General features: G+C 72.1%; 23 protein-coding genes and 1 pseudogene. 13 read left to right on the top strand and 11 right to left on the bottom strand.

Annotation, left to right across the window (positions count from 1 at the left end):
• Nucleotides 1–266: 266 nt before the first annotated feature.
• From BS75_RS06865 to BS75_RS06855, 3 genes are all read right to left on the bottom strand, one after another.
• Entirely contained in the window at nt 267–1820 is a 1554-nt protein-coding gene (locus BS75_RS06865) for an amino acid permease (RefSeq protein WP_081982148.1), read from the bottom strand.
• Between the two features lie 422 nt (nt 1821–2242).
• On the bottom strand, nt 2243–3880 hold the full coding sequence (locus BS75_RS06860; RefSeq protein ID WP_042440267.1) for a membrane protein: 1638 nt from the start codon (nt 3878–3880) through the stop codon (nt 2243–2245).
• Nucleotides 3881–3980: 100 nt separating this feature from the next.
• Nucleotides 3981–4175, bottom strand: coding sequence for a hypothetical protein (locus BS75_RS06855; protein WP_034087563.1), 195 nt, complete (start codon nt 4173–4175; stop codon nt 3981–3983).
• A gap of 344 nt (nt 4176–4519) precedes the next feature.
• Between BS75_RS06855 and BS75_RS06850 the strand changes: the two genes are divergently transcribed.
• The 3 genes from BS75_RS06850 (at nt 4520) to BS75_RS06840 (ending at nt 6160) form a co-directional block, all read left to right on the top strand.
• A complete protein-coding gene (locus tag BS75_RS06850; RefSeq protein ID WP_042440264.1) occupies nt 4520–4942 on the top strand; it encodes an ankyrin repeat domain-containing protein in 423 nt (140 codons plus the stop codon).
• Nucleotides 4943–4964: 22 nt separating this feature from the next.
• Nucleotides 4965–5462, top strand: coding sequence for a GNAT family N-acetyltransferase (locus BS75_RS06845; RefSeq protein WP_034087562.1), 498 nt, complete (start codon nt 4965–4967; stop codon nt 5460–5462).
• A gap of 119 nt (nt 5463–5581) precedes the next feature.
• Nucleotides 5582–6160, top strand: coding sequence for a DoxX family protein (locus BS75_RS06840; protein WP_034087561.1), 579 nt, complete (start codon nt 5582–5584; stop codon nt 6158–6160).
• Nucleotides 6161–6175: 15 nt separating this feature from the next.
• Here the strand turns inward: BS75_RS06840 and BS75_RS06835 are convergent, their stop codons facing one another.
• Nucleotides 6176–7363 (bottom strand): phosphotransferase enzyme family protein, encoded by a 1188-nt coding sequence (locus tag BS75_RS06835; protein ID WP_231607697.1) that lies wholly within the window; start codon nt 7361–7363, stop codon nt 6176–6178.
• Between the two features lie 627 nt (nt 7364–7990).
• Here BS75_RS06835 and BS75_RS06830 point away from each other — a divergent pair.
• Nucleotides 7991–8842, top strand: coding sequence for a geranyl diphosphate 2-C-methyltransferase (locus BS75_RS06830; protein WP_034087560.1), 852 nt, complete (start codon nt 7991–7993; stop codon nt 8840–8842).
• 65 nt (nt 8843–8907) lie between these two features.
• Here the strand turns inward: BS75_RS06830 and BS75_RS06825 are convergent, their stop codons facing one another.
• A complete protein-coding gene (locus BS75_RS06825) occupies nt 8908–10311 on the bottom strand; it encodes a family 2B encapsulin nanocompartment shell protein (RefSeq protein ID WP_034087559.1) in 1404 nt (467 codons plus the stop codon).
• A gap of 330 nt (nt 10312–10641) precedes the next feature.
• Between BS75_RS06825 and BS75_RS06820 the strand changes: the two genes are divergently transcribed.
• On the top strand, nt 10642–11493 hold the full coding sequence (locus BS75_RS06820; protein WP_052069252.1) for an alpha/beta fold hydrolase: 852 nt from the start codon (nt 10642–10644) through the stop codon (nt 11491–11493).
• A 49-nt stretch (nt 11494–11542) separates the two neighbouring features.
• Nucleotides 11543–12142, top strand: a complete 600-nt coding sequence (locus BS75_RS06815) for a TetR/AcrR family transcriptional regulator (RefSeq protein WP_034087558.1) — start codon at nt 11543–11545, stop codon at nt 12140–12142.
• A 36-nt stretch (nt 12143–12178) separates the two neighbouring features.
• Here BS75_RS06815 and BS75_RS06810 read toward each other — a convergent pair whose 3' ends face one another.
• Entirely contained in the window at nt 12179–13957 is a 1779-nt protein-coding gene (locus BS75_RS06810) for an MFS transporter (RefSeq protein ID WP_042440260.1), read from the bottom strand.
• The gene (locus BS75_RS06805) at nt 13950–14459 is read right to left on the bottom strand and encodes a MarR family winged helix-turn-helix transcriptional regulator (RefSeq protein ID WP_081982147.1); all 510 of its coding nucleotides are present in this window, start codon (nt 14457–14459) and stop codon (nt 13950–13952) included. The genes BS75_RS06810 and BS75_RS06805 overlap by 8 nt, the downstream gene beginning before the upstream one ends.
• 88 nt (nt 14460–14547) lie before the next feature.
• Here BS75_RS06805 and BS75_RS06800 point away from each other — a divergent pair, with 88 nt between their 5' ends.
• From BS75_RS06800 to BS75_RS51360, 3 genes and pseudogenes are all read left to right on the top strand, one after another.
• The gene (locus tag BS75_RS06800; protein ID WP_034087557.1) at nt 14548–14934 is read left to right on the top strand and encodes an MmcQ/YjbR family DNA-binding protein; all 387 of its coding nucleotides are present in this window, start codon (nt 14548–14550) and stop codon (nt 14932–14934) included.
• Nucleotides 14935–15068: 134 nt separating this feature from the next.
• A pseudogene (locus BS75_RS51365) lies at nt 15069–15440 on the top strand (AMP-binding protein); the annotation flags it as partial.
• A 149-nt stretch (nt 15441–15589) separates the two neighbouring features.
• Nucleotides 15590–16783: a class I adenylate-forming enzyme family protein gene (locus BS75_RS51360; protein ID WP_052069250.1), complete on the top strand. Its 1194-nt coding sequence runs from the start codon at nt 15590–15592 to the stop codon at nt 16781–16783.
• Between the two features lie 24 nt (nt 16784–16807).
• Here the strand turns inward: BS75_RS51360 and BS75_RS06790 are convergent, their stop codons facing one another.
• Nucleotides 16808–17224, bottom strand: coding sequence for an SHOCT domain-containing protein (locus BS75_RS06790; protein ID WP_034087556.1), 417 nt, complete (start codon nt 17222–17224; stop codon nt 16808–16810).
• A gap of 205 nt (nt 17225–17429) precedes the next feature.
• Here BS75_RS06790 and BS75_RS06785 point away from each other — a divergent pair, with 205 nt between their 5' ends.
• From BS75_RS06785 to BS75_RS43240, 3 genes are all read left to right on the top strand, one after another.
• Entirely contained in the window at nt 17430–17618 is a 189-nt protein-coding gene (locus tag BS75_RS06785; RefSeq protein WP_034087555.1) for a hypothetical protein, read from the top strand.
• Nucleotides 17619–17647: 29 nt separating this feature from the next.
• Nucleotides 17648–18802, top strand: a complete 1155-nt coding sequence (locus BS75_RS06780; protein WP_034087554.1) for an SPFH domain-containing protein — start codon at nt 17648–17650, stop codon at nt 18800–18802.
• Between the two features lie 155 nt (nt 18803–18957).
• Nucleotides 18958–19302: an NUDIX domain-containing protein gene (locus BS75_RS43240; protein WP_052069249.1), complete on the top strand. Its 345-nt coding sequence runs from the start codon at nt 18958–18960 to the stop codon at nt 19300–19302.
• Between the two features lie 253 nt (nt 19303–19555).
• On the opposite strand, the gene BS75_RS06770 is transcribed toward BS75_RS43240, so the two are convergent.
• From BS75_RS06770 to BS75_RS06760, 3 genes are all read right to left on the bottom strand, one after another.
• Entirely contained in the window at nt 19556–20146 is a 591-nt protein-coding gene (locus BS75_RS06770; protein WP_034087553.1) for a hypothetical protein, read from the bottom strand.
• A 118-nt stretch (nt 20147–20264) separates the two neighbouring features.
• Entirely contained in the window at nt 20265–23882 is a 3618-nt protein-coding gene (locus BS75_RS06765) for a discoidin domain-containing protein (protein WP_034087552.1), read from the bottom strand.
• 666 nt (nt 23883–24548) lie between these two features.
• The gene (locus BS75_RS06760) at nt 24549–25232 is read right to left on the bottom strand and encodes a potassium channel family protein (protein ID WP_052069248.1); all 684 of its coding nucleotides are present in this window, start codon (nt 25230–25232) and stop codon (nt 24549–24551) included.
• Between the two features lie 207 nt (nt 25233–25439).
• On the opposite strand from BS75_RS06760, the gene BS75_RS06755 reads away from it, so the two are divergent.
• A complete protein-coding gene (locus BS75_RS06755) occupies nt 25440–25622 on the top strand; it encodes a hypothetical protein (protein WP_034087551.1) in 183 nt (60 codons plus the stop codon).
• Nucleotides 25623–25682 lie beyond the last annotated feature (60 nt).

Raw genomic sequence — 25682 nt, 5'->3', positions numbered from 1 at the left:
CGGGCTTATGGCCCACAGGACTGGATGTCGCTGTCATCGTCGGTCTGTGCAACGTGCGGCAGCCGTCGAAGATTCCCGAGGGGCTTTCCCCGGGAGGTCGGTCCGTCGTCCTGCCGCCCCTGTTTGTACCCATAGCTGACCGATTTGTCACATCTAGGCGCGAATGTCACCCTAAGTCGTCGGAAATCTGCTCGAAGTGACGGACCTGTGCCCCGCCGGGCGGGACCCGGCGGGGCACAGGTGTTCGGGTGCGGGCGTTCGGACGCTCAGATGGTGCCGAGGTCGCGCTCGACGGCGGCCAGCTCCTCGACGCTGCCCTGGACCTTGGGCCCGGTGAACCAGTGGCGCGCGGAGATCAGCCACCAGCCCCCGGCGAAGGCCATCACGGCGAGCACCGCGATCGGCGCGTAGTTGAAGGTGTGCACGGTCACCGGGCTGACCTGCGGCAGCATGAACAGCACGGTGATGATCAGCACCCAGGTCACCGCCACGATCCCGATCGGCCGGCTCCACCGGCCCAGGTGCCACGGCCCCCGCTGGAAGCGCGCGCCCTGGCGCAGCCGCAGGAAGGTCGGGATGACATAGGCGATGTAGAGGCCGATGACGGCGATGGAGGTGACCGCCGCATAGGCGGTCGCGTTCCACAGGTAGGGCAGTCCCAGCAGGAAGGCGCCGACGGCGGCGAGCCAGACCGCGTTGGTGGGGGTCCGGGTGCGGTGGTTGATCCGGTGCCAGATGCGGGATCCCGGCAGCGCGCCGTCCCGGGAGAAGGCGTAGATCATTCGGGAGTTGGCGGTGACCGAGCTCATCCCGCAGAACAGCTGGGCGCCGATGGCGATCAGCAGCAGCAGCTTGCCGCCGGTCGCGCCGACCGCGTCGATGAAGATCTGCGCGGGCGGCACCCCGGTCGAGCTGTTCAGCTCGCCGCTGTAGTTCTGGATGGCGAAGGTGATCCCGATCAGCAGCACCCAGCCGGCGATCAGCGACACCACGATCGACATCACGATGCCGCGCGGCCCGGAGCGGGCGGCGTCGTGGGTCTCCTCGGTCATGTGGGCCGAGGCGTCGTAGCCGGTGAAGGTGTACTGGGCCAGCAGCAGGCCGAGGGCGGCGACGTAGAGCGAGTTGTGCCAGCCGGTGGTGTTGACGAAGTGGGTGAAGACATAGGAGGCCGACTGGTGGTGCGCGGGGGCGATGGCCAGCGCGCCGACGATGACCAGCACACCCAGCAGGTGCCACCAGACGCTGACGCTGTTCAGCAGCGCCACCAGCCGCACGCCGAAGGTGTTCAGCGCCCCGTGCAGGGCCAGGATCAGCCCGAACAGCAGGACGGTGTGCCCGGGGGTGGCGGTCAGCCAGCCCTGGAGGTCCAGCAGGGCGCAGAGGAACTGCGCGGCGCCGAAGTCGACCCCGGCGGTGACCGCGACCTGGCCGACGAAGTTGAACCAGCCCGTCGCCCAGCTGAAGAACGGGCCGTGGCTGGGCGCGAGCTTGGCGGCCCAGTAGTACAGGCCGCCGGCCGTCGGGTAGCTGGAGCAGACCTCGGCCATGGCCAGGCCGACTATCAGGGTCATCAGCCCGACGAAGGGCCAGCCCCAGACGATCAGGGCCGGACCGCCCGTCGTCATCCCGTAGCCGTAGAGGGTCAGACAGCCGGAGAGGATCGAGATGATGGTGAAGGAGACGGCGAAGTTGGAGAAGCCCGACATCGTCCGGGAGAGCTCCTGGGCGTAGCCGAGTTCATGCAGCCGTTGTTCGTCCCCGACCGGCGCCGGGGCGGTGGGGGAGGCTGGGGAGACGGGGACGGGCTCAGGTGACATACGCACCTCCGCTGGGGTGCGGACCGCTCAATGGTATGAGAGCAGTCCATTGGCGCACTATTGAGCCCGCCCCGACGGGCGGCCGTCAAGGGTTCGTGAAGACGATGCCGTGTCAGTTCCCGTGGACGCTCAGGGCGAGGGCCGCCCCGTGGCCGCCGTCCAGGGCGGTGACGGCGACGGAGGCGGCGAGTGCGGGCAGGTAGAAGCACGGGACCAGCACCCGCAGGGTCCGGATCAGCGCCTGCCGCAGCCGGATCTGCGGGTGCTCGACGTCCGGCGCGCGGCGGGGCTGCCGACAGCGGGGCTCGCGGACTACGGGGTGGCCGGGCGCCGGTAACGGCGCCGGCTCCGCCGCTGCGGGGGCTGGTGCCCGGGCTGCGCGGCGGAGCCGGCGGGTGGATCGGGGTGGCGGCGGCGCGGCGTCAGAAGAAGCGCAGGGCCCGCTTGATGGGCTGGAGCACGTCGCCGGTCCGCTCCTCGCCGGGCTCGGCGGGGGCCGCGGCCGGGGCGGCCACCGCCGCCGCGGTCAGCTCCGGCTTGGTCAGCGACAGCGGGGCCGGGCTCGGGGCCGGGGCCTCGGTGCGGGTGTCGGCGTGCGGCAGCAGGGCGATGACCGCGTCGCGCTGCTCCGGCGGGGTCTCCTCGTCCAGCGGGTCCGGGGTCGCCGGGACCTGGAGCCGGACCGGCGGGTGGTTGCCGAGCCGGGCGTAGCCGCGCCCGGGCGGCGTGTGGCTGGACGGGGTGATGTCGAGCGGCGCGCCGAGGACGTCCATGGCCAGGTCGGGGTCGAGCGGTCCGAGGACCACCCGGGCCCGGGTGGCGCTGCGCAGCGTCGGCCGGAGCCGGTCGAAGGCGTCCAGGTACTCGGCCACGACGACGGTGACATGGGCGTTGCGGCCGTGCCGCAACGGGGTCTCCAGCAGGTCCTGCGGGTCCGGCCTGCCCTCCGCCTGGGCCAGCTCGCTCAGCTCGGCGGGGTGGTCGAGCAGCAGCCAGAGCGGGCGGACCGCGTCCGGCGGCGGCGTGGCGCCGGTGCGCTTGGCCAGGTTGTGGGCGTCCAGCCGGCGCTGGGTCTCGTTGGCCGCCCACTCCAGCGCGGCCAGCGCGCCGTGCAGGCTGGTCTCCACCGTGTAGACGCCGGGCCGGCCGACCAGGCAGGCGTGCTCGCCGGTGCCGGCCCCGTCGAGGACGACGATGTCCGCGTAGGGCAGCACCTGCAGCGCCAGTGAGCGGAGCAGGCTGGAGGTGCCGTGGCCGTGGGTGCCCAGGGCCAGCAGGTGCGGCTCGGCCGAGCGCGGTCCGGTCCGCCAGAGGACGGGCGGCTGGTGCGCGGTCCCGCTGCCCTGGTGCACCGGGATCATCCGGTTGGTGCTGGCGGTGTCGGTGAAGCCGAGGACCAGTTCGTTGTGGGCGGTGACGAAGCGCTGCGCGGCGATGTCCACCGGCAGCGGCGGCAGCGCGGCCACCTGGAGGTGGTTGGTCTCCTCGTCCCAGGTGAAGCGGTACTCACGGCTGCGTCCGGCCTTGCTGTGGATCACGTGCTCGACCCGGGCCCGGGCGTGCGGCTCGGTGTCGGTGAAGTAGGCGGGGTAGCGCAGGTCGAGCGAGGCCAGCCGGCCGTCCGCGTCGAACTCCCAACTGCTGAAGGCGTCCTTGAACTCGCCGCCGTGGGCGTAGATCGGGTTCGGGTCGGACTCGTGCACCAGGTAGGGGGTGAGCGCGGTGTAGATCGCGCCCAGCTTGAGGTGCGAGGTGTCCGGCGCGGGCTCGGCGGCGGGGGCCTTCTCCCGGCCCACCCAGGCGGCACTGCCCATCAGCGCCAGCAGTGCGAGCAGCGGCCCGTAGGGGAGCAGGGCGACGGCCGCCCCGATGGCCACGGTCAGCAGCACGGCGGGGCCGCGCTTGTCCTTGGGCGTGTCGTTCCACTTCTGCACGACCCAGCGGCTGTGGGCGCGCAGCCCGCGGCCGATCGTGATCAGCGGACCGAACATGTCGGTGGCGTGGTCGCCGGCGGTGCGTGCGATATCCCGCCCACGGGCGAGATGTTCGGTGAAGGTCATCGGTTCTCCGGCGGCGGTGCTGGGACGGCGGTGCTGGGCGGGTGGTGCGGCCGGCACCGAGGGACGGGTGCGGCAGGTGGCGCGGGGGCGGAACTCCGCGTCAGAAGTGCAGGCCGCCGAGGAGGCTGGCGACGCTCGCGCCGCCGGCCTTGATGCTCGGGGCGATGGCCGTGCCGGCCAGGTAGAAGCCGAACAGCGCGCACACCAGGGCGTGCGAGGCCTTGAGGCCGTCCTTGCGGAAGAAGAGGAAGACGACGATGCCGAGCAGGACGACTCCGGAAATGGAGAGGATCACGGGGAACTCCTCAAGCTGTCGGGACGGGACCGGCCCGGGGGGACTGGTCGGGCCGATCCAGGCATTCTCACAGAATGTATCTCAACGGTGACAAAAAGTAAGATGATGGCATAGTGCGCAAACGGGTGGTTCTGCCGCTCCGACCCGCAGGGACGGCCGTCTGCCGCCCCGTCAGCGATCGTGTACCGGGCCCCCGCCGATCCGGCCGACGGCGCGCGGCACGTTCGCCCGTACGGGTGTCTCCCGGTTCGGCCTCGCCGGCTGCCGGGACCGGCCGGTCCGGCAGAATGACGGTGCCGTCCACACCCGTGGCGGCAGCGGAGCAGAGGCAGGAGGGACCGGGCATGAGTGACGCTGCGGAGTCGGAGGCGATCGACCCGGAGGCGATCGACCCGGAGGTGCTGGAGCTCGCCGGGCGGGTCTTCGACGCGGCCCGGAGCGGGGACGCGTCCGCGCTGGCCGGCTATCTCGACGCCGGGGTGCCGCCCAACCTGTGCAACGACCGCGGCGACACCCTGGTCATGCTCGCCGCGTACCACGGCCACGCCGACGCCGTCCGGGCCCTGCTGGGGCGCGGTGCGGAGGCCGACCGGCCGAACGACCGGGGGCAGACCCCGCTGGCCGGCGCGGTCTTCAAGGGCGAGGACGCCGTCATCGACGCCCTGCTGGACGGCGGCGCGGACCCGTTCGCCGGGCAGCCCTCGGCCTTCGTCACCGCCCAGATGTTCCGGCGGACCGCCCTGCTGGAGCGATTCGGACCGCGCTGACCAGCCCGGATAGCATGCCGCCATGGACATATCCGCCATCGACATCCGAGCCGTGGGCTACCGGCACCCCGACGCCCAGCGCCTGATCGGCGAGGTGCAGCAGGAGTACGTCGTCCGCTACGGCGACATGGACACCACCCCGGTCGACCCGGGGGAGTTCGAGCCGCCGCAGGGCCTCTTCGTGGTCGCCTACGACCAGCACGGCACGGCGCTGGCGACGGGGGCCTGGCGGGCCCGCGAGGGCACCGAGCCCGGCCTCGCCGACGGCGACGCCGAGCTCAAGCGGATGTACACGGTGCCGAGCGCGCGCGGGCGCGGCCTCGCCCGGCGGATGCTCCGTCACCTGGAGGCGGAGGTCCGTCGGGCCGGCCGGCGGCGGATGGTCCTGGAGACCGGGACCGAGCAGCCGGAGGCGCTGGCGCTCTACGCCTCGGAGGGCTACCTGCCGACCGAGCGGTTCGGCGTCTACCGCGACGACGAGCAGTGCATCTGCCTGGCGAAGCCGCTGGCGGACGGCTGACCGCCGCGCTCCCGGATGGGCTAGCAGCAGCGGTGTGCGGCCGGTGCCGCGACGGAGACTGGGGCCACGGCCGGACGCCGGACCTCGGCGACCGGTACGGCTCCGAGAGAGGTCTCCGCATGTCCCGTCTGAACCGCAAGGATCTCGGTCTGCTCGCGCTGCGCGTGGCCACCGGCGGCGTGCTGGTGGCGCACGGCACCCAGAAGCTCTTCGGCTGGTTCGGCGGCGGAGGCCTGGACGCCACCGCCCAGGCGATGGAGCACATGGGCTTCACCCCCGGCCGGCAGAGCGCGCTCGCGGCCGGTGTCGGCGAGGCCGGCGGCGGCGCGCTGCTGGCGCTCGGCCTGGCCACCCCGGCGGCCGGCGCGGCCGCGGCCGGGACCATGGTCGGCGCGATCTCGGTGCACCGGCCCAACGGCTTCTTCGCGATGGGCGGCGGCTACGAGTACCCGGCCTTCCTCGGGGTGAGCGCCGCTTTCCTGGGCATCGCCGGTCCCGGCCGCTACTCGCTCGACCATCTGACCCGGCACTGGTTCAACCGCACCGCCTACGTCTTCATCGCCTTCGCGGCCAGCGCGGTCGCCGCGACCGCGGTGGTGGCCAGCCGGACCGCCCCGGTCCCGCCGGTCGCCGCCCCGGACGCCCGGGAGGAGGAGGGCGGGGACGAGGACGGCGGCGGGGACCTCGCCGGGGTCTGACCCGGCCGCAGTTCCTCAGCCGAGGCCGGGCGTGAGCCTCCGGCGCAGGTGCTCCAGCAGCGCGGTCCCGTCCGGGCCGGCGAACCAGGCGGCGTGGCCGACCAGGTAGGCGTAGGCCAGCTCCGCGTTCTCCGCCGAGCCGGTGATCCCGTGGAAGTAGCCCAGCTCCGACAGCGCGAACTCGGCATGGACCAGCGGCAGCAGCCGGGGCAGCGCCTCGGCCTCGGCCCGGTCGAGCGGGCGGACCGAGGTGTAGCCGTCGAGCAGCGCGTCGAGATGGTCCAGCCGGACCGGGAAGCCCGGCTCCAGCCACTGCACGACATTGCGCTCGACGGCGGTGGCGAGGTCGTGCACCGCCGTGGTGCGGTCGCTGAGCCCGAAGTCCAGCACCGTCGCCACCTCGGCCTCCGGGCCCTCCGTGGTCCACAGCAGGTTGGAGGCGTGCCAGTCGTTGTGGGTCCACAGCGGCCGGAGCCGCCCCAGCAGTGGTGCGAGCCGACGGTGGAACGGCAGCAGCACCGCCGCCAGGTCCGCCCGCCACGGGCGCTCCGCCAGCGCCTCGGCCAGGGCCGGGCGTTCGGCGAGGTACCGCTCCAGCGCGGACAGCGGATCGGCGGCGGCGAAGACGGTGAAGGACGACACCAGCGGCTGCACCGAGCGCCGGGGCGCGTCGTACCCGGCCGCTGCCAGGTGCAGCCGGGCCAGCGCGGCGCCGGCGGCGCGGGCGTGACCGGTGGCGGTGAACGGCGACCAGGACAGCGCGTCCCGGTAGAGGTCGAGACCGGCGCCGGTGCTGTGGACCTCGTAGACCCACGCGCCGAGCTGTGGCGCGGTCCCGCCGTCGGCGGTCCGGAGGACCTCGACCACCGGCGCGCCGCGCTCCCGCAGCCGGGCCAGGAAGGCGTGCTCCTCGGCGAGCCCGGCCGGGCGGCGGACCGAGACATGGTGCCGCTTCACGAACAGGGTGCGCCCGGGACCCGACTCGACCAGGGCGGCGGCCGAGAGCGGACGCGGGCTGCGCCAGCGCACCCGGACCGGCGCCCGGCCGCCGCCCGGGTAGCGGCCGAGCAGGTCGGCGACCTCGGCCCCGGTCAGCGGCGGCCAGTCCGGCGGGACCGGCTCCGTGCCCATGCCATGGGCGAGCAGCGGCTCCGGACCGGCGCCGGAGGGGTCGGAGACCTCGACGGGGGTCGTGCCGCTCATCGGATCCGCCTGTCTCTCCACCGTTCGGGGACCGTTCCCGACCGCGCAGGATCCAGTATCGGCCCGGCGGGGATCGGCGACCGGGCCGGGGGTGATGCCCGCACCCGCGGCTTTCATGCCTGCGGGCCCGTAGTGCCTGGCGGAGTGCCGACGATTCGGAGTCGCACCCTGCCGTATCGATAGGATTATCGCCCCATCGGATATCGCCATATTGTGTCGTTGTTCGTTTTCTATCGATCGACCGGAACCGCGAAGCGAAATCCCCGGGCCGGGCCCCGGACAATGCTCCGGCGGTGGCGGTCGCTCCGGTCGGAACGGGGCTCGACCATCGCCAACCTGCCTCTGCTGCACGAGTGGTGGTGAAGTCCGCGACGCGAGCCCCGGCCCGCGCCGGTGCGCCGGGCGCTGCGATTTTCCGTCCTTCCCATTCCGGTTCATTCGGCGGAGCCCGGGAAATCCATACCCCCGGGAAGCCTTGGCGGCCATGGGGGAGGGGTTCCGATCGGTGCGCTGCACACGACCGCACGGGCGGACGGCCCAGCGCTGTTCCCGCCACCTGCCCCCGTTGCCGGGCCGCCTCGTCCCACTGAGTTCGTGACCAGTCTCTTCTCGCGACAAGGAAAAGCCGTGACTGCCATTCAGGATTCGCCCGTCGTCAGCCCCTACCAGCGCTCCGTCGCTTCGTACTGGAACGCCGAGCGGAACCCGGTCAACCTCCTGCTCGGCGAGGTGGACGGCACCTACCACCACCACTACGGCATCGGCGACGCCGACTGGTCGGTCCTCGAAGGTCCCGAGGACACGCGCCACGACCGGACCATCAAGGAACTGCACCGGCTGGAGTGCGCCCAGGCCGACCTGCTGGCCGACCACCTCGGCGCGGTCACGCCCGATGACCGGCTGCTGGATGCCGGCTCGGGGCGCGGCGGCGGCAGCTTCGTGGCCAACCGGCGGTTCGGCTGCCGGGTGGACGGGGTGTCCATCTCCGAGAAGCAGGTGGCCTTCGCCAACGAGCAGGCGGAGCAGGCGGGAGTGGCCGACAAGGTCCGGTTCCACCTGAAGAACATGCTCGACACCGGCTTCGAGACCGGCTCGTTCCGCAGCATCTGGAACAACGAGAGCACCATGTACGTGGACCTGTCGCTGCTGTTCGCGGAGCACGCCCGGCTGCTCGCCCGCGGCGGCCGGTACGTCACCATCACCGGCTGCTACAACGACACCTACGGCCTGCCCTCCCGGGCCGTCAGCCAGATCAACGCGCACTACATCTGCGACATCCACCCGCGCAGCACCTACTTCCGGGAGATGGCGGCCAACCGCCTGGTGCCGGTCAGCGTGATCGACCTGACCCCGGCCACCATCCCCTACTGGGAGCTGCGCGCCCGCTCCTCGGTGACCACCGGCATCGAGGAGGCGTTCCTGGAGGCCTACAAGGACGGCAGCTTCCAGTACCTGCTGATCGCGGCCGACCGGATCTGACCCCTGCGACCCGTGTCCGGTCCGCCCCTCCCGACGGCGGGGCGGACCGGACACGGACCCCTCGGTCAGCCGTCGCGGCGCGCCACTTCGACGTTCTCCAGCACGCCGAGCGCGTCCGGCACCAGTACGGCGGCCGAGTAGTAGGCGCTGACCAGGTAGGAGATGATGGCCCGTTCGTCGATGCCCATGAACCGGACATTGAGCCCGGGGTCGTGCTCGTCCGGCAGGCCGGTCTGGAACAGCCCGACCACGCCCCGGTTCTGCTCGCCCGTGCGCATCGCCAGGATGGAGGAGCTGTGGCCCCGGTCCACCGGGATCTTGCCGCAGGGGAAGAGCGGGACGCCCCGCCAGCCCGGCAGGGCGTGGCCGTTGATGTTGACCCGGTCCGGGTAGACGCCGCGCCGGTTGCACTCGCGGCCGAAGGCGGCGATGGCCTTGGGGTGGGCCAGCAGCAGACTGGTGCCGTCCCGCAGGCTGAGCAGCTCGTCCAGGTCGTCCGGGGTGGGCGGGCCGGAGTGGGTGCTGATCCGCTGGCCGTGGTCGGCGTTGGGCAGCAGCCCGAACTCCGGGTTGTTGACCAGCTCGTGCTCCTGGCGTTCGCGCAACGCCTCGACGGTCAGCTTGAGTTGCTGCTCGGTCTGGTTCATCGGCGAGCTGTAGAGGTCGGCCACCCGCGAGTGCACCCGCAACACGGTCTGGGCGACGCTCAGTTCGTACTCGCGCGGGGCGAGTTCGTAGTCGACGAAGGTGCCCGGCAGGTCGGGCTCGCCGCTGTGCCCCGAGGCCAGGTCGATGTCGGCCTCGCCGTGCCGGTTGGCCGGCCGGGCGCCGGCCTCCAGATGGCGGGCGAGCCCGTCCCGCAGCGGTTCGGAGCGCTCGGCCAGTTCCTCGAACGCCCGGCGCGGGAGCGCGAGCAGGGTGCCGGCCGTGCCCGCGCGCAGCGTGCCCGTCCAGGTGGCGTCCGGTTGGCCGAGCACCTCGTCGCCGAGGTGGTCGCCGTCCGCGTGGACGCCCAGGGCGGCGGTTCCGCCGAAGGGGCCGGTGCCGATCCGGTCGACCTTGCCGTGGGCGATCAGCAGGACCTCGCCGATCGGGGCCCCGGCCTCGGCCAGCACCTCGCCGGCCGCGAACTCCCTGGCGGTGAACCGGGAGGCGAGCTCCGCCAGCAGCGCCTCGTCCTCCAGCCCGTGCAGGGCCGGGAGTTCGCGGAGGGTGGGGGCGAGGACGGCGGTCTCGGAGCCGGTCCGCACGAAGGCGACCCGGCCCCTTCCGGCGGTGTGGGTCAGCCGGCGGTTCACCCGGTAGGTGCCGCCCGCCACATTGACCCAGGGGAGCATGCGGAGCAGCCAGCGCGAGCTGATGCCCTGCATCTGGGGTTCGGTCTTGGTGGTGGTCGCGAGATTGCGGGCGGCGGCGGTGCTGAGGCTGGCCTGGGCCGCTGCCGGGGTCGGTGCTGCTTCGGTGGTCAAGGTCGGTGCCCTCCCGATTCGGGTGCGTGGCGATACCGAGCGGTGGGGCTGGGTCCGGTCGGTGCGCAGCCGGTGCGCCAGCCTCCTCCGTCGATCAAAGCGGAGCGGATCGCCCGCCGACAATGGCGCACCTGCGCATGACAAAGGCGCGCCGGAACGGGTTCCGCCTCCGTTTCATCCGAATGTGCGATCGGGGCTGTCTGTTGCCGCTGGCATGTGCCGTGCTAACAGCCGCGGTTCGGTCGGAGGGCCCGTTGACGCCAGAAGCTAATCTGAGTAGCTTAATGGCTACTGAAGTTCGCCAAGCTCGCTCCCCAATCGGAGGAAGACATGACCGGCACCATCCGCCCCGCCACCCGGTTCCTGGAAATCCCGCGCGCCGACGGCACGACCGGGCGCATCGCCTACGACGACCTGGGCTCCGGACCGCTGGTGCTGCTCGCGCCCGGCATGGGCGACATCCGCGCCACCTTCCGCTTCCTGGCCCCGCTGCTGGTCGAGGCCGGCTACCGGGTGGTCAGCACCGACCTGCGCGGCCTGGGCGAGTCGGACACCGGCTGGGACGAGCACAGCTCCGCCGCCACCGGCCGCGACCTGGCCGCACTGCTGCGGCACCTGGACGCCGGACCGGCCCTGCTCTACGGCAACTCCTACACGGCGGCGAGCGCCGTGCACGTCGCCGCCGACGAGCCCGCACTGCTGCGCGGCGCGGTGCTCGCCGGACCCTTCGTCCGCGACGCTCCGGCCACCCTGGCCGGCCGGATCAGCGCGGCGCTGATCGCCCGCCCCGTGCTCACCCGCCCGCTCTGGTTCACCTGGTGGCCGAAGATGTTCCCGCAGCGCCCCGCCGACTACAGCGAGTACCTGGCGCAGGTCACCGCGAACCTGAAGGAGCCGGGACGCACCCGGGCCTTCGCCGCGATGTGCGCCGGCACCCACGCCCCGGCCGAGGCGAAGCTGCCGCGGGCCAGGACCGGGGTCTCCGGGGTGCCGATGCTGGTGGTCATGGGCACCGCCGACGCGGACTTCCCGGACGCCGCCGCCGAGGCCCGCTGGGTCGGCGAGCAGCTGGACGCCCGGGTCGAACTGCTCGCGGGCTCCGGCCACCACCCGCAGGTCGACGCGGCGCGGCAGGTCGCCGACCTGATCGCCGGCTTCGACCCGGCGGCGCCGGGCGCGTGACCATGGGACAGACTGGACAGCCACCACGAGCAGGGACGAGGAACCACCGATGGCCAGAGCCGGGCTGACCCCGCAGATCGTGACCGCGCACGCGCTCGCCGTCCTGGACGAGACCGGACCCGCCGGGCTGACCCTCAAGGCCGTGGCCGAGCGCGCGGGCGTGGCCGCCCCCTCCCTGTACAAGCACGTGCGCAGCCTGGACGACCTGCGGCTGCTGATGACCGTGCAGGTGCTGAACGAGGCCGCCGACCGGATCGGCGCCGGGGTGATGGGCCTGGCCGGGGACGACGCGCTGCGCGCCTTCCTCCGCGAGTACCGCAGCTACGCCGACGAGTTCCCGTACCGGCACTCGCTCCTGGAAAGCCCGCCGGTCGGCGGCGAGGAGACCGATCCGGCGGTGGCGGCGGCGGTGGGACGGCTGCTGGGGACCGCCCACGCGGCGGTGCGCGGCTACGGGCTGGACGGCGACGAGCTGGTGCACGCGGTCCGCGCGCTGCGCGTGGTGGTGGTCGGCTTCGTCAGCCTGGAACAGGGCACCGGCTACCAGCTGCCGACCCCGCTCGACGCCAGCTTCGACTTCCTCACCGACCTGCTCACCGCCGGACTGGGACGCCTGGCAGCCCGCAGCGGGTCCGCCGTCGGCGGCTGAGGCCGCCGCTCAGGACCGGCCGCTCAGGAGCGCCGCTCAGGACCGCCGCTCGGTCGCGGAGCGGGAGGGCTTGCGCCCGGAGGGCAGCGCCGGCGCCGGTGCCGCGCCCGTCCGCTCGCCGGAGCCCCCGCGCAGCAGCGACGCCGCGGCGGCCAGCAGCGACATCCCGGTCGCGGTGGCGAAGACGATCATCAGCCCGTGGTGGAACGGCGCCGAGATCAGGTTGGGGAAGAACTGGTTGCCGGTCAGCACGGCCGCGTTGTGGGCGGGCAGGGTCTTCAGCACGCCGCTGGGCCCGAGCATGGTCTGCACCGGGTTGGCGCCGAGGAAGGCGGAGAACACGGTGGACACCGGCGGCAGCGAGGCGGCGTGCTGGGCCACGGCGGCCGGGACGCCCTGGGCCTGCAGCCCGGCGTTGAGCGCGTGCGGCAGCTTGCTCGCCAGACCGGCGATCAGCAGCGAGAAGAAGACCCCGATCGAGAGCGACATCCCGGAGTTCTGGAAGGTCGAGCGCATCCCGGAGGCGGCGCCCCGGTAGGCGGCCGGGACGCTGCTCATGATCGCGGAGGTGTTCGGCGCCGAGAACATGCCGGAACCGATCCCGTTCAGCGCGATCAGCAGGGCGAACGCCCAGTAGGAGAAGGTGATCGGCAGGAACATCAGTCCGACGAAGCTGCAGGAGTAGAGCAGCAGCCCGCCGGTGGTGAACCAGAGCGCGCCGAAGCGGTCGGACAGCCAGCCGCAGAGCGGGCCCGCGAGCAGGAAGCCGGCCGTCAGCGGGAGCAGGAAGATCCCGGCCCAGAGCGGGGTGTCCGAGTAGTCGTAGCCGTGCAGCGGCAGCCAGATCCCCTGCAGCCAGATGATCAGCATGAACTGCAGCCCGCCGCGCGCGATCGAGGCCAGCAGCGAGGCCGCGTTGCCGGCCGCGAAGGCCCGGATCCGGAACAGTGCGAGCTCGAACATCGGCTGCGCGACCCTGGTCTCGACCAGGGCGAAGACCACCAGCAGGACGACCCCGGAGGAGAGCCCGATCAGCACCTTCGGGCTGGTCCAGCCCATGGTGTCGGTGCCGTAGGGCTGGATGCCGTAGGTGATCGACACCAGCAGCAGCCCGCAGCCCAGGGCGAAGGTCAGGTTGCCCCACCAGTCGACCCGGGCATGCTGGCGGACGGAGGTCTCGCGGAGTGAGCGGTAGGCCCAGACGGTGCCGACGATCCCGACCGGGACGTTGATCCAGAAGACCGCCCGCCAGTCCCAGACCGACAGCACCCCGCCCAGCACCAGGCCGATGAACTGTCCGGACAGACCCGCGATCTGGTTGATGCCCAGGGCCATGCCCCGCTCCTCGGCGGGGAAGGCGTCGGTGATGATCGCCGCCGAGTTCGCCATCAGCATCGCGCCGCCGAGCGCCTGGACGAACCGCCAGCCGATCAGCCACAGCGCCCCGGAGCCGCCCTGGAAGGGGTCGAACGACAGGGCGACCGAGGCCAGGGTGAAGACCACGAAGCCGAGGTTGTAGATCCGCACCCGGCCGACGATGTCGCCCAGTCGCCCGAGGGTGACCACCAGTACGGCGGTCACCAGCAGGTACCCCATGATCATCCACAGCAGGTAGCTGATGTTCCCGGCCGCGAACGGGTCCAGGTGGATGCCCCGGAAGATGGCCGGCAGCGAGATGATCACGATGGAGGCGTCCACCGTGGCCATGAACATCCCGAGCGTGGTGTTGGACAGCGCCACCCACTTGTAGTGCCCGGGGCGCGGTGGCGGGGAGGGTACGGACGCGGTCGGAGCGGGCGGCGCGGGCTCAGACATGGCGGGTGATCCTCTCCAGCAGGGGTATGGCGACGGCCAGTTGCTCCAGCTCGGCGGGGGTGAGCTCGGCCTCCATGGCGTACGCCAGGCGCTGCGCCCGTTCCCGGCGCAGCCCGAGCAGGCCCTCGCGACCGGCGTCGGTCAGCGAGAGGACCATCCGTCGGCCGTCGTCCGGGTCGGCGGCCCTGGCCACCAGACCGCGCAGCAGCAGGGCCGCGACGATGGTGCCCATGGACTGCGGAGTGATGCCCTCGCCGGAGGCCAGCTCGGTGGCGCTGGCCGGACCCTCGCGGTCCAGCCGGACCAGTACCGAGGTCTGCGCGAGGGTGAGCTCGCCCTCGGGGCGCACCTGCCGCAGTCGGCGGAACAGGGGCCCCAGGGCGGCGCGGAGGTCCGCCGCGACGCGGGCGGAGCCGTCGGGGGAGACGGCGGCGGGCGCGTCGTCGCCGGTCCCGTCGGCGGGGGAGGTGTCGGCGGGCGGCGCACTGCGGCGGGGGTCCACAATGCTCAGTATAGACTTATCAGTTCATACTTATGGGCTGCCTTTCCCGACTGCTTCGAACAGCTGCCGGAGGGCTAGGCTTTTGCCCATGGCGACCTGGGACGATGTGCGCCGGGCGGCGCTGGCGCTGCCGGAGGCGAGTGAGCGGGAGCAGCGCGATGCCGCGCAGTGGCGGGTCAAGGACAAGCTCTTCGCCTGGGAGCGACCGCTGCGGCGGACGGACCTGGAGGCGCTGGGGCTGGACGCCCAGGAGGGTCCGGTGCTGGCGGTCCGGGTGGCCGACGAGGGCGTCAAGCGGAGCCTGGTCGCCGAGGATCCGGAGGTCTTCTTCACCACGCCGCACTTCGACGGCTATGCCGCGATCCTGGTCCGGCTCGACCGGATCGGCCCCTCGGAGCTGGCGGAGCTGATCGTCGAGGCCTGGCTGGACCGGGCGCCGAAGCGGCTGGCCCGGGACTACCTCGCGGCCGGCTGACGCCGAGTCGACAGCATCCGGAAAGTCGACAGCATCCGGAAAGGGGCGCTGTCCGACATCTGGCGGGTCGGCCGTATTCGACCTAGTCTGCCGGTCATTCGACCCGCCGTCGCGATGATGCTGGGAGCGCCCACATGTCCGGAGCCTGGCCGCAGGACCTTCCCCGTTCCCTCGACTACCCCGACGTGGGCGTCGGCGCGCTGCTCGCGGGCGCTGCCCGGGCCTACGGCGAACGCACCGCCCTGCTGGACGGGGAGACCGCGCTGAGCTTCGCCGGTCTGCACGACCGGGCGCTCCGGCTGGCCCAGGGCCTGCGCGAGCGCGGACTGCGGCCCGGCGAGACCGTCGGCCTGCTGCTGCCCAACAGCCTCGGCTTCGCCGTCGGCTACTACGGCGCGCTGCTCGCGGGCGCGGTGGTCAGCCCGCTCAATCCGGCGCAGCCGGCCGGCGTGCTGCGCGAGCAGTTGGACGAGGCGGCCGTCGTCGCCGTGCTCACCCAGCCGGACAGCCTGCTGGTACTGCGCCGGGCCGCCGCTCCTCGTGTCCGGCTGACCGTACTGACCACGGCAGCGGCCGAGGCCGAGGTCCGGGCCGGGGCCGGGGCCGGGGCCGGGGCCGGGGCCGGGGCCGGGGCCGGGCCGGGGCCGAGCCGGGCGTGGTGCCGCTGGACGAGCTGTTGCGGGCGGACCCGGCACCGGCCGCGTCCCGCCACGGCTCCGACCTGGCGCACCTCAGCTTCACCGGCGGCACCACCGGCCGGTCCAAGGCGGTCCGGGTGCTGCACCGCAACGCGCTGGCCAACGCGCTGCAGGCCGCCTGCTGGCGCTGCGCCGTGCTGCCGGAGCTGGACGAGGCCGGCGGGCTCCGGCTGGCTCCGCTCGGCACCGAGCCCGGCCGCTACGACATCCCGGTCGGCCGGGGCGTGGTGGTGGCGGTTGCCCCGCTGTTCCACGCCATGGGCCTGACCTCGATGAACGTCTCCGTCGTCCAGGGCACGACGATGGTGCTGTGCGGACGGTTCGAGCCCGGCCGCTACCTGGACCTGGTCGAGCGGCACCGGGCCAACGCCGTCGTCGGCTCGCCGCCGATGTTCCGGGCGCTGCTGGCGGACGCCGCCTCGGCCGGGCGCGACCTCTCCTTCGTCCGGGTGGTCAGCTCCGGCGCGGCGCCGATCGACCGGGTCACCCTGGACCGGCTGCGGGGGCTGTTCCCGGACGCGCTGGTGGCCGAGGGCTACGGGCTGAGCGAGGCGACCATGGCGCTCACCCTCGGCCCGGTCCGGCCGACCACCCCGCAGCCGCCCTTCGGCTCGGTCGGTCTGCCGGTCTTCGACACCGAGGTGCAGATCCGCGCCCTGGACGAGCCCGGGCGGGCGCTGCCGCCCGGGGAGATCGGCGAGGTCTGGGCGCGCGGACCGCAGGTCGCCGACGGCTACCAGGGCGACTCCGAGCTCAGCTCCGGCCAGTTCACCGAGGGCTGGCTGCGAACCGGGGACCTCGGCCGCCTCGACGACGACGGCTACCTCTTCCTGGAGGGCCGGATCAAGGACATGCTCATCTACAAGGGATACAACGTCTACCCGCAGCAGTTGGAGGAACTGCTCTGCGGGCATCCGGACGTGGCGCAGGCCTCGGTGGTGGGGATCCCGGTCGAGGGGGTCGGCGAGATCCCGGTCGCCTATGTGGTGCCGCGTCCCAGCCGCCCGGTCTCCGAGGAGCAGCTGACCGCGTACGTCGCCGAACGGGTCGTCCCCTACGCGCGGTTGCGCGGCCTGCGGTTGGTGGACGCGCTGCCGGTCTCGGCGGCGGGCAAGGTGCTCAAGAACCGGCTGCGCGAGGAGTGGGTCTGAGCCGTCCCGCTCCCGCTCCCGCTCTCAGCCGAGCAGCTTGTCCTTGGCCTTCTGGAACTCGTCCTCGGTCAGCGCCCCGTTGGCCTTGAGATCGGCCAGCTTGGAGAGCTCCTCCACATGGCGGGTGCCGGTGCTCGCCGTGACGCCTTCGGTGGGTGGCGCGGCGGCGTCCCGGATGTACTGCTTGAACGCCGCGTCGGCCTTCTGGGCCTGCTCCTGGTCGCGCAGGCCCATGGAGCGGCCACGGATGATCACATAGGCCAGTACCCCGATGAAGGGCAGGATGATCACCAGGACGATCCAGCCGGCCTTGGCCCATCCGCTCATGTCGTGGCTGCGGAAGATGTCCGCGAGGATCTTGAAGAGCAGGAAGAACCAGAGGATCCAGATGAAGAACTCCAGCATGGTCCAGAACAGGTTGAGCAAGGGGTAGTTCGTCATTCCCGCTCCCACTGGTCGGCTCGCCTGGGCGAGAAAAGGTGCAGATGCCAGACATATCACCGGTAACCGGTCACCGCATGTGGATGGTCACCGCAGGTGGACCGCAACCGGTGAACCCTCCGGGCCCCGGGCGCGTACGGTGGTGGTAGGAGCGTCGGACAGGCTGGACGGCGCCCACCGCTGGACGCTGGAACCGAGGTGCGGCATGTGGATCCGCGGGGTGGTCGGGGTCGTCCTGGTGGCCATTGGTGCGGTGTGGATAGCGCAGGGCGCGGGGGCTGTGCACGGCTCGGCGATGTCGGGGCACGTCCAGTACGCCGTCATCGGCGCGGTGGCCGTGGTGCTGGGACTCGCGCTGCTGGTCAGGGGTTGGTTCGCCCACCGTCGCGGCTGACCGCGGCGCCGACCGAGGAGTCTTCTAGGATGTTCGGCTATCGAGTTCCCGCTCCGGATGAGGCAATGCTCATCTCGGGAGGCACCCGCGGCATGGGAGCCGCACCGTTCCGCGTGGTCACCGGGCACGGGGCCTTTGTGCTGCCGGTTTTCCGCAAGACCCGGTTCCTGACGCTGGCCATGTGCGAGGCCGAGGTCGACGAGACCTGCGTCACCCACCAGGGCATCGCGCTGACGGTGCGCGCGGTGATCGCCTTCAAGGTCGGCAACGACAAGGAGAGCATCGTCAACGCCGGTCAGCGGTTCCTCTCCGACCAGGACCAGATGTCGGTGCTGACCGGCCGGATCTTCGCCGGCCATCTGCGCTCCATCATCGGCTCGATGACGGTCGAGGAGATCGTCACCGAGCGGCAGAAGCTGGCCACCGAGGTCCTGGAGACCTCGAAGGCCGAGATGGGGACGATCGGGCTGACGGTCGACTCGCTGCAGATCCAGTCCATCGACGACGGCCAGACCGGCTACATCGCCGCCATGGCCGCGCCGCACCAGGCCGCGATCCAGCGGCAGGCGGCCATCGCCCAGGCCCAGGCCACCCAGGCCTCGGCACAGGCGCAGCAGGAGGCGGACCGGAACCAGGCCGAGTACGCCCGGCAGACCGCGGTGGTCCGGGCGCAGTACTCGGCGGAGGTCGACCGGGCCCAGGCGCAGGCCGCCCAGGCCGGTCCGCTGGCCCAGGCCCACGCCACCCACGAGGTGCTGATCGCCCAGACCGAGCTGGCCCAGCGGGCCGCCGAGCTGCGCCAGCAGCAGCTGGTGGCGGAGGTGGTCAAGCCGGCCGAGGCGGAGGCCGAGCGGATCCGGGTGCTGGCCACGGCCGAGGCCAACCGGATGAAGATCCAGGCCGAGGCCGCGTCCTCCTACGACCGGGTGGCGCTGGACCGGATGCTGATCGACCAGTTGCCGCAGATCGTCAAGGAGGCGGCGGCCGGACTGGCCGGCGCCAATGTCAACGTCCTCAACGGCGCCGACGGACTGGGGGAGATCGCCGCCGGGCTGGTCGGCCAGGGGCTGACCATCCTGGACTCGGTCCGGCAGAACCTCGGCCCCGCCCAGGGCCGTACCGAGCCGGAGGGCCGACGCCCCGAGCGGGACGAGCACCGCGAGGGACCGATCGAGATCGAGTAGCCCCGACCGGTTCCAGTGCTGGTGGCGCATCCCGGACACCGTCTTCGCCCCGTGCCTTGGGCGGCCGGACTCGCCCAGGGTGCTGGATACGCCCCCCGGGGGTCGTCCGAGCTGCTGATTGGTGCAGGGCTCGGTGGCCCTGTCAACCTGACGGGATGTCGAGGATCACCTACCTGACCGAGCCGTTCGAGCACATCGCCATGCGGGACGGGGTCGTGGTCGTCGCGGTGGACGACCGGCGGAACGTGGCCTTGGTGCGGCACACGCTGCCGCTCCACGGCGAGGTACTGTCCGTGCCGGGCGGCCTGGTCGAGGACGGCGAGGACCCGTTGGAGGCCGCACGACGGGAGTTGGAGGAGGAGGCCGGGCTGACCGCCGGGACCTGGCGGTCCATGGGCACCTTCGCACCGATGCCACGCTCGACCCAGCTGCTGCACCTCTTCGAGGCTGTCGATCTGGTGGTCGGCTCCCCGAGCCTGACGCCTGGCGAGGCCGCGTAGGGCATGGCCCTGGAGTGGTGGCCGATGGACAAGGCCGTGGCGGCGGTCCGGGACGGAGGGGTGAAGTTGTCCGGGTCGGCCCTGGCCCTGCTGGCGTTCGTGTCGATGCCGCGCTGAGAACGGGCCCGGCCCGGCTCCGCAAACGGAGCCGGGCCGGGCAGCGGCCGGTCGCCGGGCCGGCCGCCCAGGGCTACGGGGAGCTGCCCGCCGCCTACCGCACCGGCTTGACCCGCACCCGTACTGCCGCGCCCTGTCAGCCGGCGAAGGGTGGGAGGTCCTTGAAGCGCTGGTCCAGTTGCAGGGTCGGGGTGATGCGGCGGAGCGCCGACCGGACCAGGCTGAGCGCGTGGTCCGGGAACAGGCCGTCCCACTCCTCGAAGTCGGCTATGTGGTACGGGATTCCGCCCTGGACGTCGGTGGCGTACGGGTGCGGCTTGTAGTAGCCGTCCAGGCCGGTGCGGCTGAAGACCACGCTCTCGCGGAGCCCGGTCGGCTGCCCCTCCGCCGCCTGCACCTTGAAGACGGTGCTGCAGGTGGCCCTCGGGATGGTCCAGGAGCCGATGAAGATCTGGCCGTGCCCCTGCGGGCGCGGCACCTTGAGCAACTGCCGGAAGGCGGGCACCGCGTCCACGGCGCCGACCTCGGCCTCGATCAGCCCGGCCCCGGCCGCGGCGACGGAGTGGGTCATGGCGTGGCGGAGCCGGTCCGGTTCGTCCAGCGGGGCCGGCAGGTCGGGCACGAGCGAGAAGAAGTGGACCGACAGCACGAGCCCGCGCTCGTCGGTCCACACCCCGGGCTCGCGCTCGGTGCAGCCGGTGAGATCCAAGTTGATGATCGGCGTCATGACGGATCATCATCCCGCCCGGCCGGCAGTGCCGGTGCAGCGGGGTGGGCGACGGCGGAGGGTCCGCCCCGGAGTACTCCGGGGCGGACCCTCCGAAACCGTCAGAACCGGTTGCCGGTCAGACGTTCCAGACCTGGAACTCGGAGATCTGGCCGGCCGGCCAGCCGGTGTTGGCGGTGATGTTCAGCCGGAGGTAGCGCTGGGTGGTCGCCGGGAAGGTGATGGTGACCGTGTTGTTGTTGACGTTGGGGTCGAAGGTGTAGGTGGCGGACGGCACCACGGTGGTGAAGGTGCTGCCGTCGGTGCTGCCCAGGACGGACAGGGTCTGGTTGCGGGCCGCCCAGGCGGTGCCGGCCGGGAGCTCCAGGACGATCCGGCTGACGCTGTGCGCCGAGCCGAGGTCGACCTGCGCCCACTGCGGCAGGGCGTTGTCCGTGCTCTCCCAGTAGGTGCTCTGGTTGCCGTCCGTCATGTTCGCCGGGACGTAGTTCTGGGTGTAGCCGGAGGCGCTGGTGGCCGCTCCGGCCGCCAGGTTGGTGCTAGCCGTGCCGGTCCCGGTGCCGGTCAGCGCGACCGTGACCGGGCTGTTCGACGCGTTGCCGGCGATGGTGAGGGTGCCGGTGGCAGTACCGGCCGCGGTCGGGGTGAAGGTGACCGCGACCGCGCAGGAGGCGCCGGCCGCGATGGCCGAGCCACAGGTGTCGGTCTGCGCGAAGGCGCCGCTGGTGGCGATGGAGGAGACGCTCGCCGCCGCGGTGCCGGTGTTGGTCACGGTGACCGACTGGGCGGCGCTGGTGGTGTTCAGCGCCTGACCGGCGAAGCTCAGCGAGGTCGGGGCGACCGACAGCGTGGACGACGAGCTGCCGCCGCTGCCGCTGGGGAAGACCTCGAACTCGGAGAGCTGGCCGGCCGCCCAGCCCGTGTTGGCGGTGATGTTCACCCGCACGTACCGCGCCGTGGTGGCGGCGAAGGGGATGGTGACCGTGTTGTTGTTGGCGTTCGGGTCGAAGGTGTAGTTGGCCGAGCCGACGATGGTGGAGAAGTTGGTCCCGTCCGTGGACCCCAGCACCGACAGCGTCTCGGTGCGGGCGGCCCAGGCCGTCGACGGCGGCAGGGTGAGGACGATCTGGCCGATGCTGTAGTTCTGGCCGAGGTCGACCTGGGCCCACTGCGGGAACACGCCGTTGGTGCTCTCCCAGTAGCTGGAGGTGTTGCCGTCGGTCAGGTCGGCGGCGACGTAGGAGCCGTTGGCCGAGCTGGCCGAGGCCGGCTGGTTGAGCGCGATGTTGGTGGAGCTGTTGATGCCGGTCCCGGTCAGCGCGACCGTGGTCGGGCTGTTGTTGGCGTTGCCGGCCACGGTCAGCGTGCCGGTGCGGGTGCCGTTGGTGGTCGGGGTGAAGGTGACGGTCACGGCGCAGCTCGCGCCGACCGCGATCGAGGAGCAGTTGTTTGTCTGGCTGAAGTCGCCGGTGACCGAGACGCCGGAGACGCTGGCCGAGCTGGTGCCCGAGTTGGTCACGGTCACCGTCTGGGCGGTGGCCGACTTGCCGACCACAGTCCCGGCGAAGGACAGGCTCGCCGGGGCGGCGTTGAGCACCGGTCCCGGCGCGATGCCGGTGCCGGAGAGGGTGGTGGTGTTGGTGACCCCGCCGGCGTTGACCGTCAGGGTGCCGGTGCGGCTGCCGGAGGCGGTCGGCGTGAAGGTCACGCTGACCGTGCAGGAGCCGCCGGCCGCGATGGAAGAGCCGCAGTTGTTGGTCTGCGCGAAGTCACCGGTGGCGGCGATGGACGAGACGGCCGCGGCCGAGCCGGTCGGGTTGGAGACCGTCACCGTCTGCGCGGTGCTGGTCGAACCGGTGGCCAGCGAGCCGAAGTTGAGCGCGCTGGGGGCGGTGGTGACCCCGGAGGCCGGGTACGGCGGGTAGACCGCGGTGGGCCAGGGGCCGCAGTACGGCGAGCTGGAGATGACGCCGGAGTTGCCGCCGCCGTCGGTGACCGTGAAGCCGCCGCCCTCGCAGTTGTAGATGCCCGGGGTCGGTCCGTTCACGCCGGTCGCGGTGACATTGGTGAACGTCGCCGTGCCGGGATCCTGCTCCTGCATCGCGAAGGTACCGGTGCCGGCGATGGTCACGTTGTTGAGGTTGACGTTGTTGACGGTGCCCTCGACCCACTGCACCGCCTCGAACGGACTCTGCTCGATCAGCGCGTTGGTGACGTTGATCGGTCCGGCGACGGCGCCCTGCTCACCGTCGAACCAGAGCGCGCCGACGCCGAACTGCCAGTTCGGGTCGAGCTGGCCGTCGCGGATCATGGTGTTGTTGGAGATCGTGGTCAGGCCGAGCGGGGTGGAGGTGAACCGCTGCGCGGCGGTGATGCCGCCGCCCTGGTTGATGCCGGTGTCCTCGACCAGGTTGCCGGTCACGGTGTTGTTGTTGCCGCCGTAGACCGCGATGCCGTTGGCGAGCTGGTTCTGCATCACCGTGTTGTCGGAGATGGTGTCGTAGGCGTCGGCGCCGAGGCTGGAGTCGGCCCACAGTGCGATGCCGTCGTCACCGGTGTTGCGGATGCTGCTGTCGGTGACGGTCGAGTCGGTGACGCCGCCGTGCAGGTTGATGCCGTCCGCGGTGGTGTCCCGGATGCGCATCCCGGTGAAGGTCAGGTTGGTCATCGGGCCGTCCATCCAGGCCCCGACCTTCATGTGCTCGATCCAGATGTCCGACACGGTGGAGTTGCTCATCGCGCCGCCGATGCCGTTGACCTGGTCGGCGTCGTCACGCACCTGGACGTTGCCGGAGATCGCGAAGTTGGCCAGGTGGACGTTGGTGCTCGCCGGGAGCGAGTTGCTCGGCGCCCCGTTGCCGTAGAAGCCGGGCGCAGCACCGGTGATGGTCGAGTACCACATGCCGGCGCCCTCGACGGTCACGTCGTTGACGATGATGTGGCCGGGGATGTCGTAGGTGCCGCTGGGGATCCAGACGGTGCCGCCGGCGCCGGCCGCGGCGATCGCGGCGTTGAAGGCGGCGGTCGAGTCGGCCGCACCGGTCGGGTCGGCGCCCTCGCTCACCACCGAGACCGAGCCCGAGGGCTGGGCCAGTGGCGCGGCGACGTTCTCGAAGTCGGCCAGGTTGATGGTGTAGGAGGAGGCGGTGTCCTCGGAGTTGACCTGCAGGGTGAAGGTCGTACCGGCCGGGTAGGTGGTGTTGAAGAGCCGGTGCACCTCGTCGTAGAAGTGCATCGGGGTGCCGGAGCTGGGCGTGTTCACGAACGGGTAGCTGCCGTAGTACCAGCTGTAGGCGTTGGTCAGGGTGAAGTCGGGCTGGGCCACCCCGTTGATGTACATCGACAGCGGTGCGGTGTAGACCGACCCGTCCGAGCTGTCCGGGATGCTGTAGCGGAAGTCGATCGAGTCGGTCGCCACCGGTGTGGTGAAGGTGACGTACTTGCCGGTGCCCTGGAGGGTCACCGCCTTGCGGCCCACGGCCTCGTCGGCCAGTTGGCCCTGGGTGTAACTCGGGCCGATGACCGTCCCGTTGGTGGCCGAGTTCTGTGCCAGTACCTCGGCGTACGGCTGGTTCGCGCCGTTGCCGCCGGTGGCGGCGGCAGTGCCGGAAGCGTCTGCGGGGGTGGCCGCCGCTGCGGGTTGGATCGCCAGGGTGAGCACGCCGAAGGCGGCCACCAGGGCGGTGACGACGGCCAGGACGAGAGCTCGTCTCAGGCCTAGGAGGGACTGGTACACCTGGTGCTCCTTTCGACACGGAACGCCGGATCCGTGGCCGGACGCGCCGTGGTCAAGGGGGTGGGGGAGCAGGACGGCACACCGGGGCCGGTGCTGCGTCGGAGCACAGCGGGACGCCTCGCCGCGGTCGGGCACGCTGGGCGGCGAGGAGGTCGGCTGACCGGTGCGGATAGTGGGGGAAGGGGCCTATGCAAGGGGGACCGTAACGTGCTGGCCATCTGCACGCAATATCTCGACACATCTTTGTGGAATCACGACTTTTATCTGCAAGATCGAAAGTAGGGCTCGGGGCTCCGGGGGCGGGGTCAGTCCGCAGGAGGGTGCGGGCCCGGGCGGCCGTGGAATCGCTGGTCGGGGGCGGATCGACGGCTCCGGCGGGGTGCCGCATCCGGCCGAGCGGGCCGCGCGGAGCCGGCCCGGCCTCGGCGATCCACGGCTCGCGGCCGTTGCCGTGCCGGGGGCGAGGAGGGGTGCGGCGGCCGTTCCGTCGCCGAATCTACATTTCTTGCAATGCACTTGCTCTATTTTGCGCAAATACATCGAAGTATTGCGAGGGAATAGGCGCGAAGCTACGCTCTGGCGCAGCGGGGCCGGAGGTACGCATCCAGGCACACCGAGGGAGAGCTGGATGAGGATCGAAGCAGCCGCAGCGGCCCACGCCGAACGTCACCGCCGACGCGGTGCGGCGCTCCCCCCGGGATCGGCGGCCCCGCCAGGATCGGTGGGCTCCTCGCGGCTCAGGCCCAGGCGGGCGGCGCCGACGAAGAGCCGCAGCAGCAGCGCGAGGAAGGCCAGGTCCACCAGGATCTGGACACTCACCAGGATGCGGGCGGCATCGGTCTTCGGGGCGATGTCGCCGTAGCCGACGGTACCCAGGGTCACGACGGCGAAGTACAGGCCGGCCGTCCGGTTCAGGGGCTGGGTGAAACTGCCGGGGGCCAGGTGCGCGAGGGACACGTAGGCGCCGGCGAACAGGGTCACGAACAGCGGCAGCGCCAGCGCCAGGCCCTCGACCGCGCGCAGCTGCGGCAGGCCGGCCCGGAGGATGCGGCGCAGCTCGAAGACCATCACCACGATGAAGAGCAGCGCGCCGAGGACGAGCCGCAGCACCGCCCAGAGGTCGGCGGGGCCGCCGTTCAGCGGCAGCACGTAGTAGAGGGCGACGACGGTCGCGGTGGCGAGGACGCTGCGCCCGGCGCTGACGGCCGTCGCCCGCCGCCGCTCACCGGGCGTCAGTTCGCGCAGCCGCCGCGCCGCCCCCGAACCGGACCGGCCCCGGAACCGCCGCCCTGTCCGCCTGCGGCGGTCGCCCCCCGGCTCTCCCGGCGCTGCGCCCGTGGCCCCCGTCATGGCTCCCTCGCGTCCTTCGTCCGACGACCGACCCCACCGGGACCGGCCAGCACACCAGGAGCAACAGGCTAGAACCTGGGCCCGGATCCGGCCCGGCCGGTGGTGCATCCGGGGGGACGGGGTAGGCGCTCGTCGGCACCCCGAGCGCTGCGGCGCACGGCGGGCGCTGAACGCCCCCGTAGGTCCGAACCAGAGGAAGAGGTTCCCGTGTTGGGATTCGCAGCCGTCGTCGCGTTCGCCGCGGCCTTCGTGATCAACGCCGCCGACATCAGCGTCGACGCGATCTTCTCACCCATCAGTCTGCTGCTGCTCGGACTGGCGCTGCTCGCGCTGCACCTGTCCGGCGTCGGCACCGAGGCCTCGCTGCCGCGCCGTCGCGGACGGCGCTGAGCCGTTCGGTCGCGACGGGGAAGTACTGGGGCGACCGGAACGTGTGTGAACCGTGGGACC

The organism is Streptacidiphilus albus JL83 (assembly GCF_000744705.1).
Classification (GTDB): Bacteria; Actinomycetota; Actinomycetes; order Streptomycetales; family Streptomycetaceae; genus Streptacidiphilus; species Streptacidiphilus albus.
The sequence above is the reverse complement of the archived record's forward strand: the minus strand, read 5'-3'. Positions and strand labels throughout refer to the sequence as shown.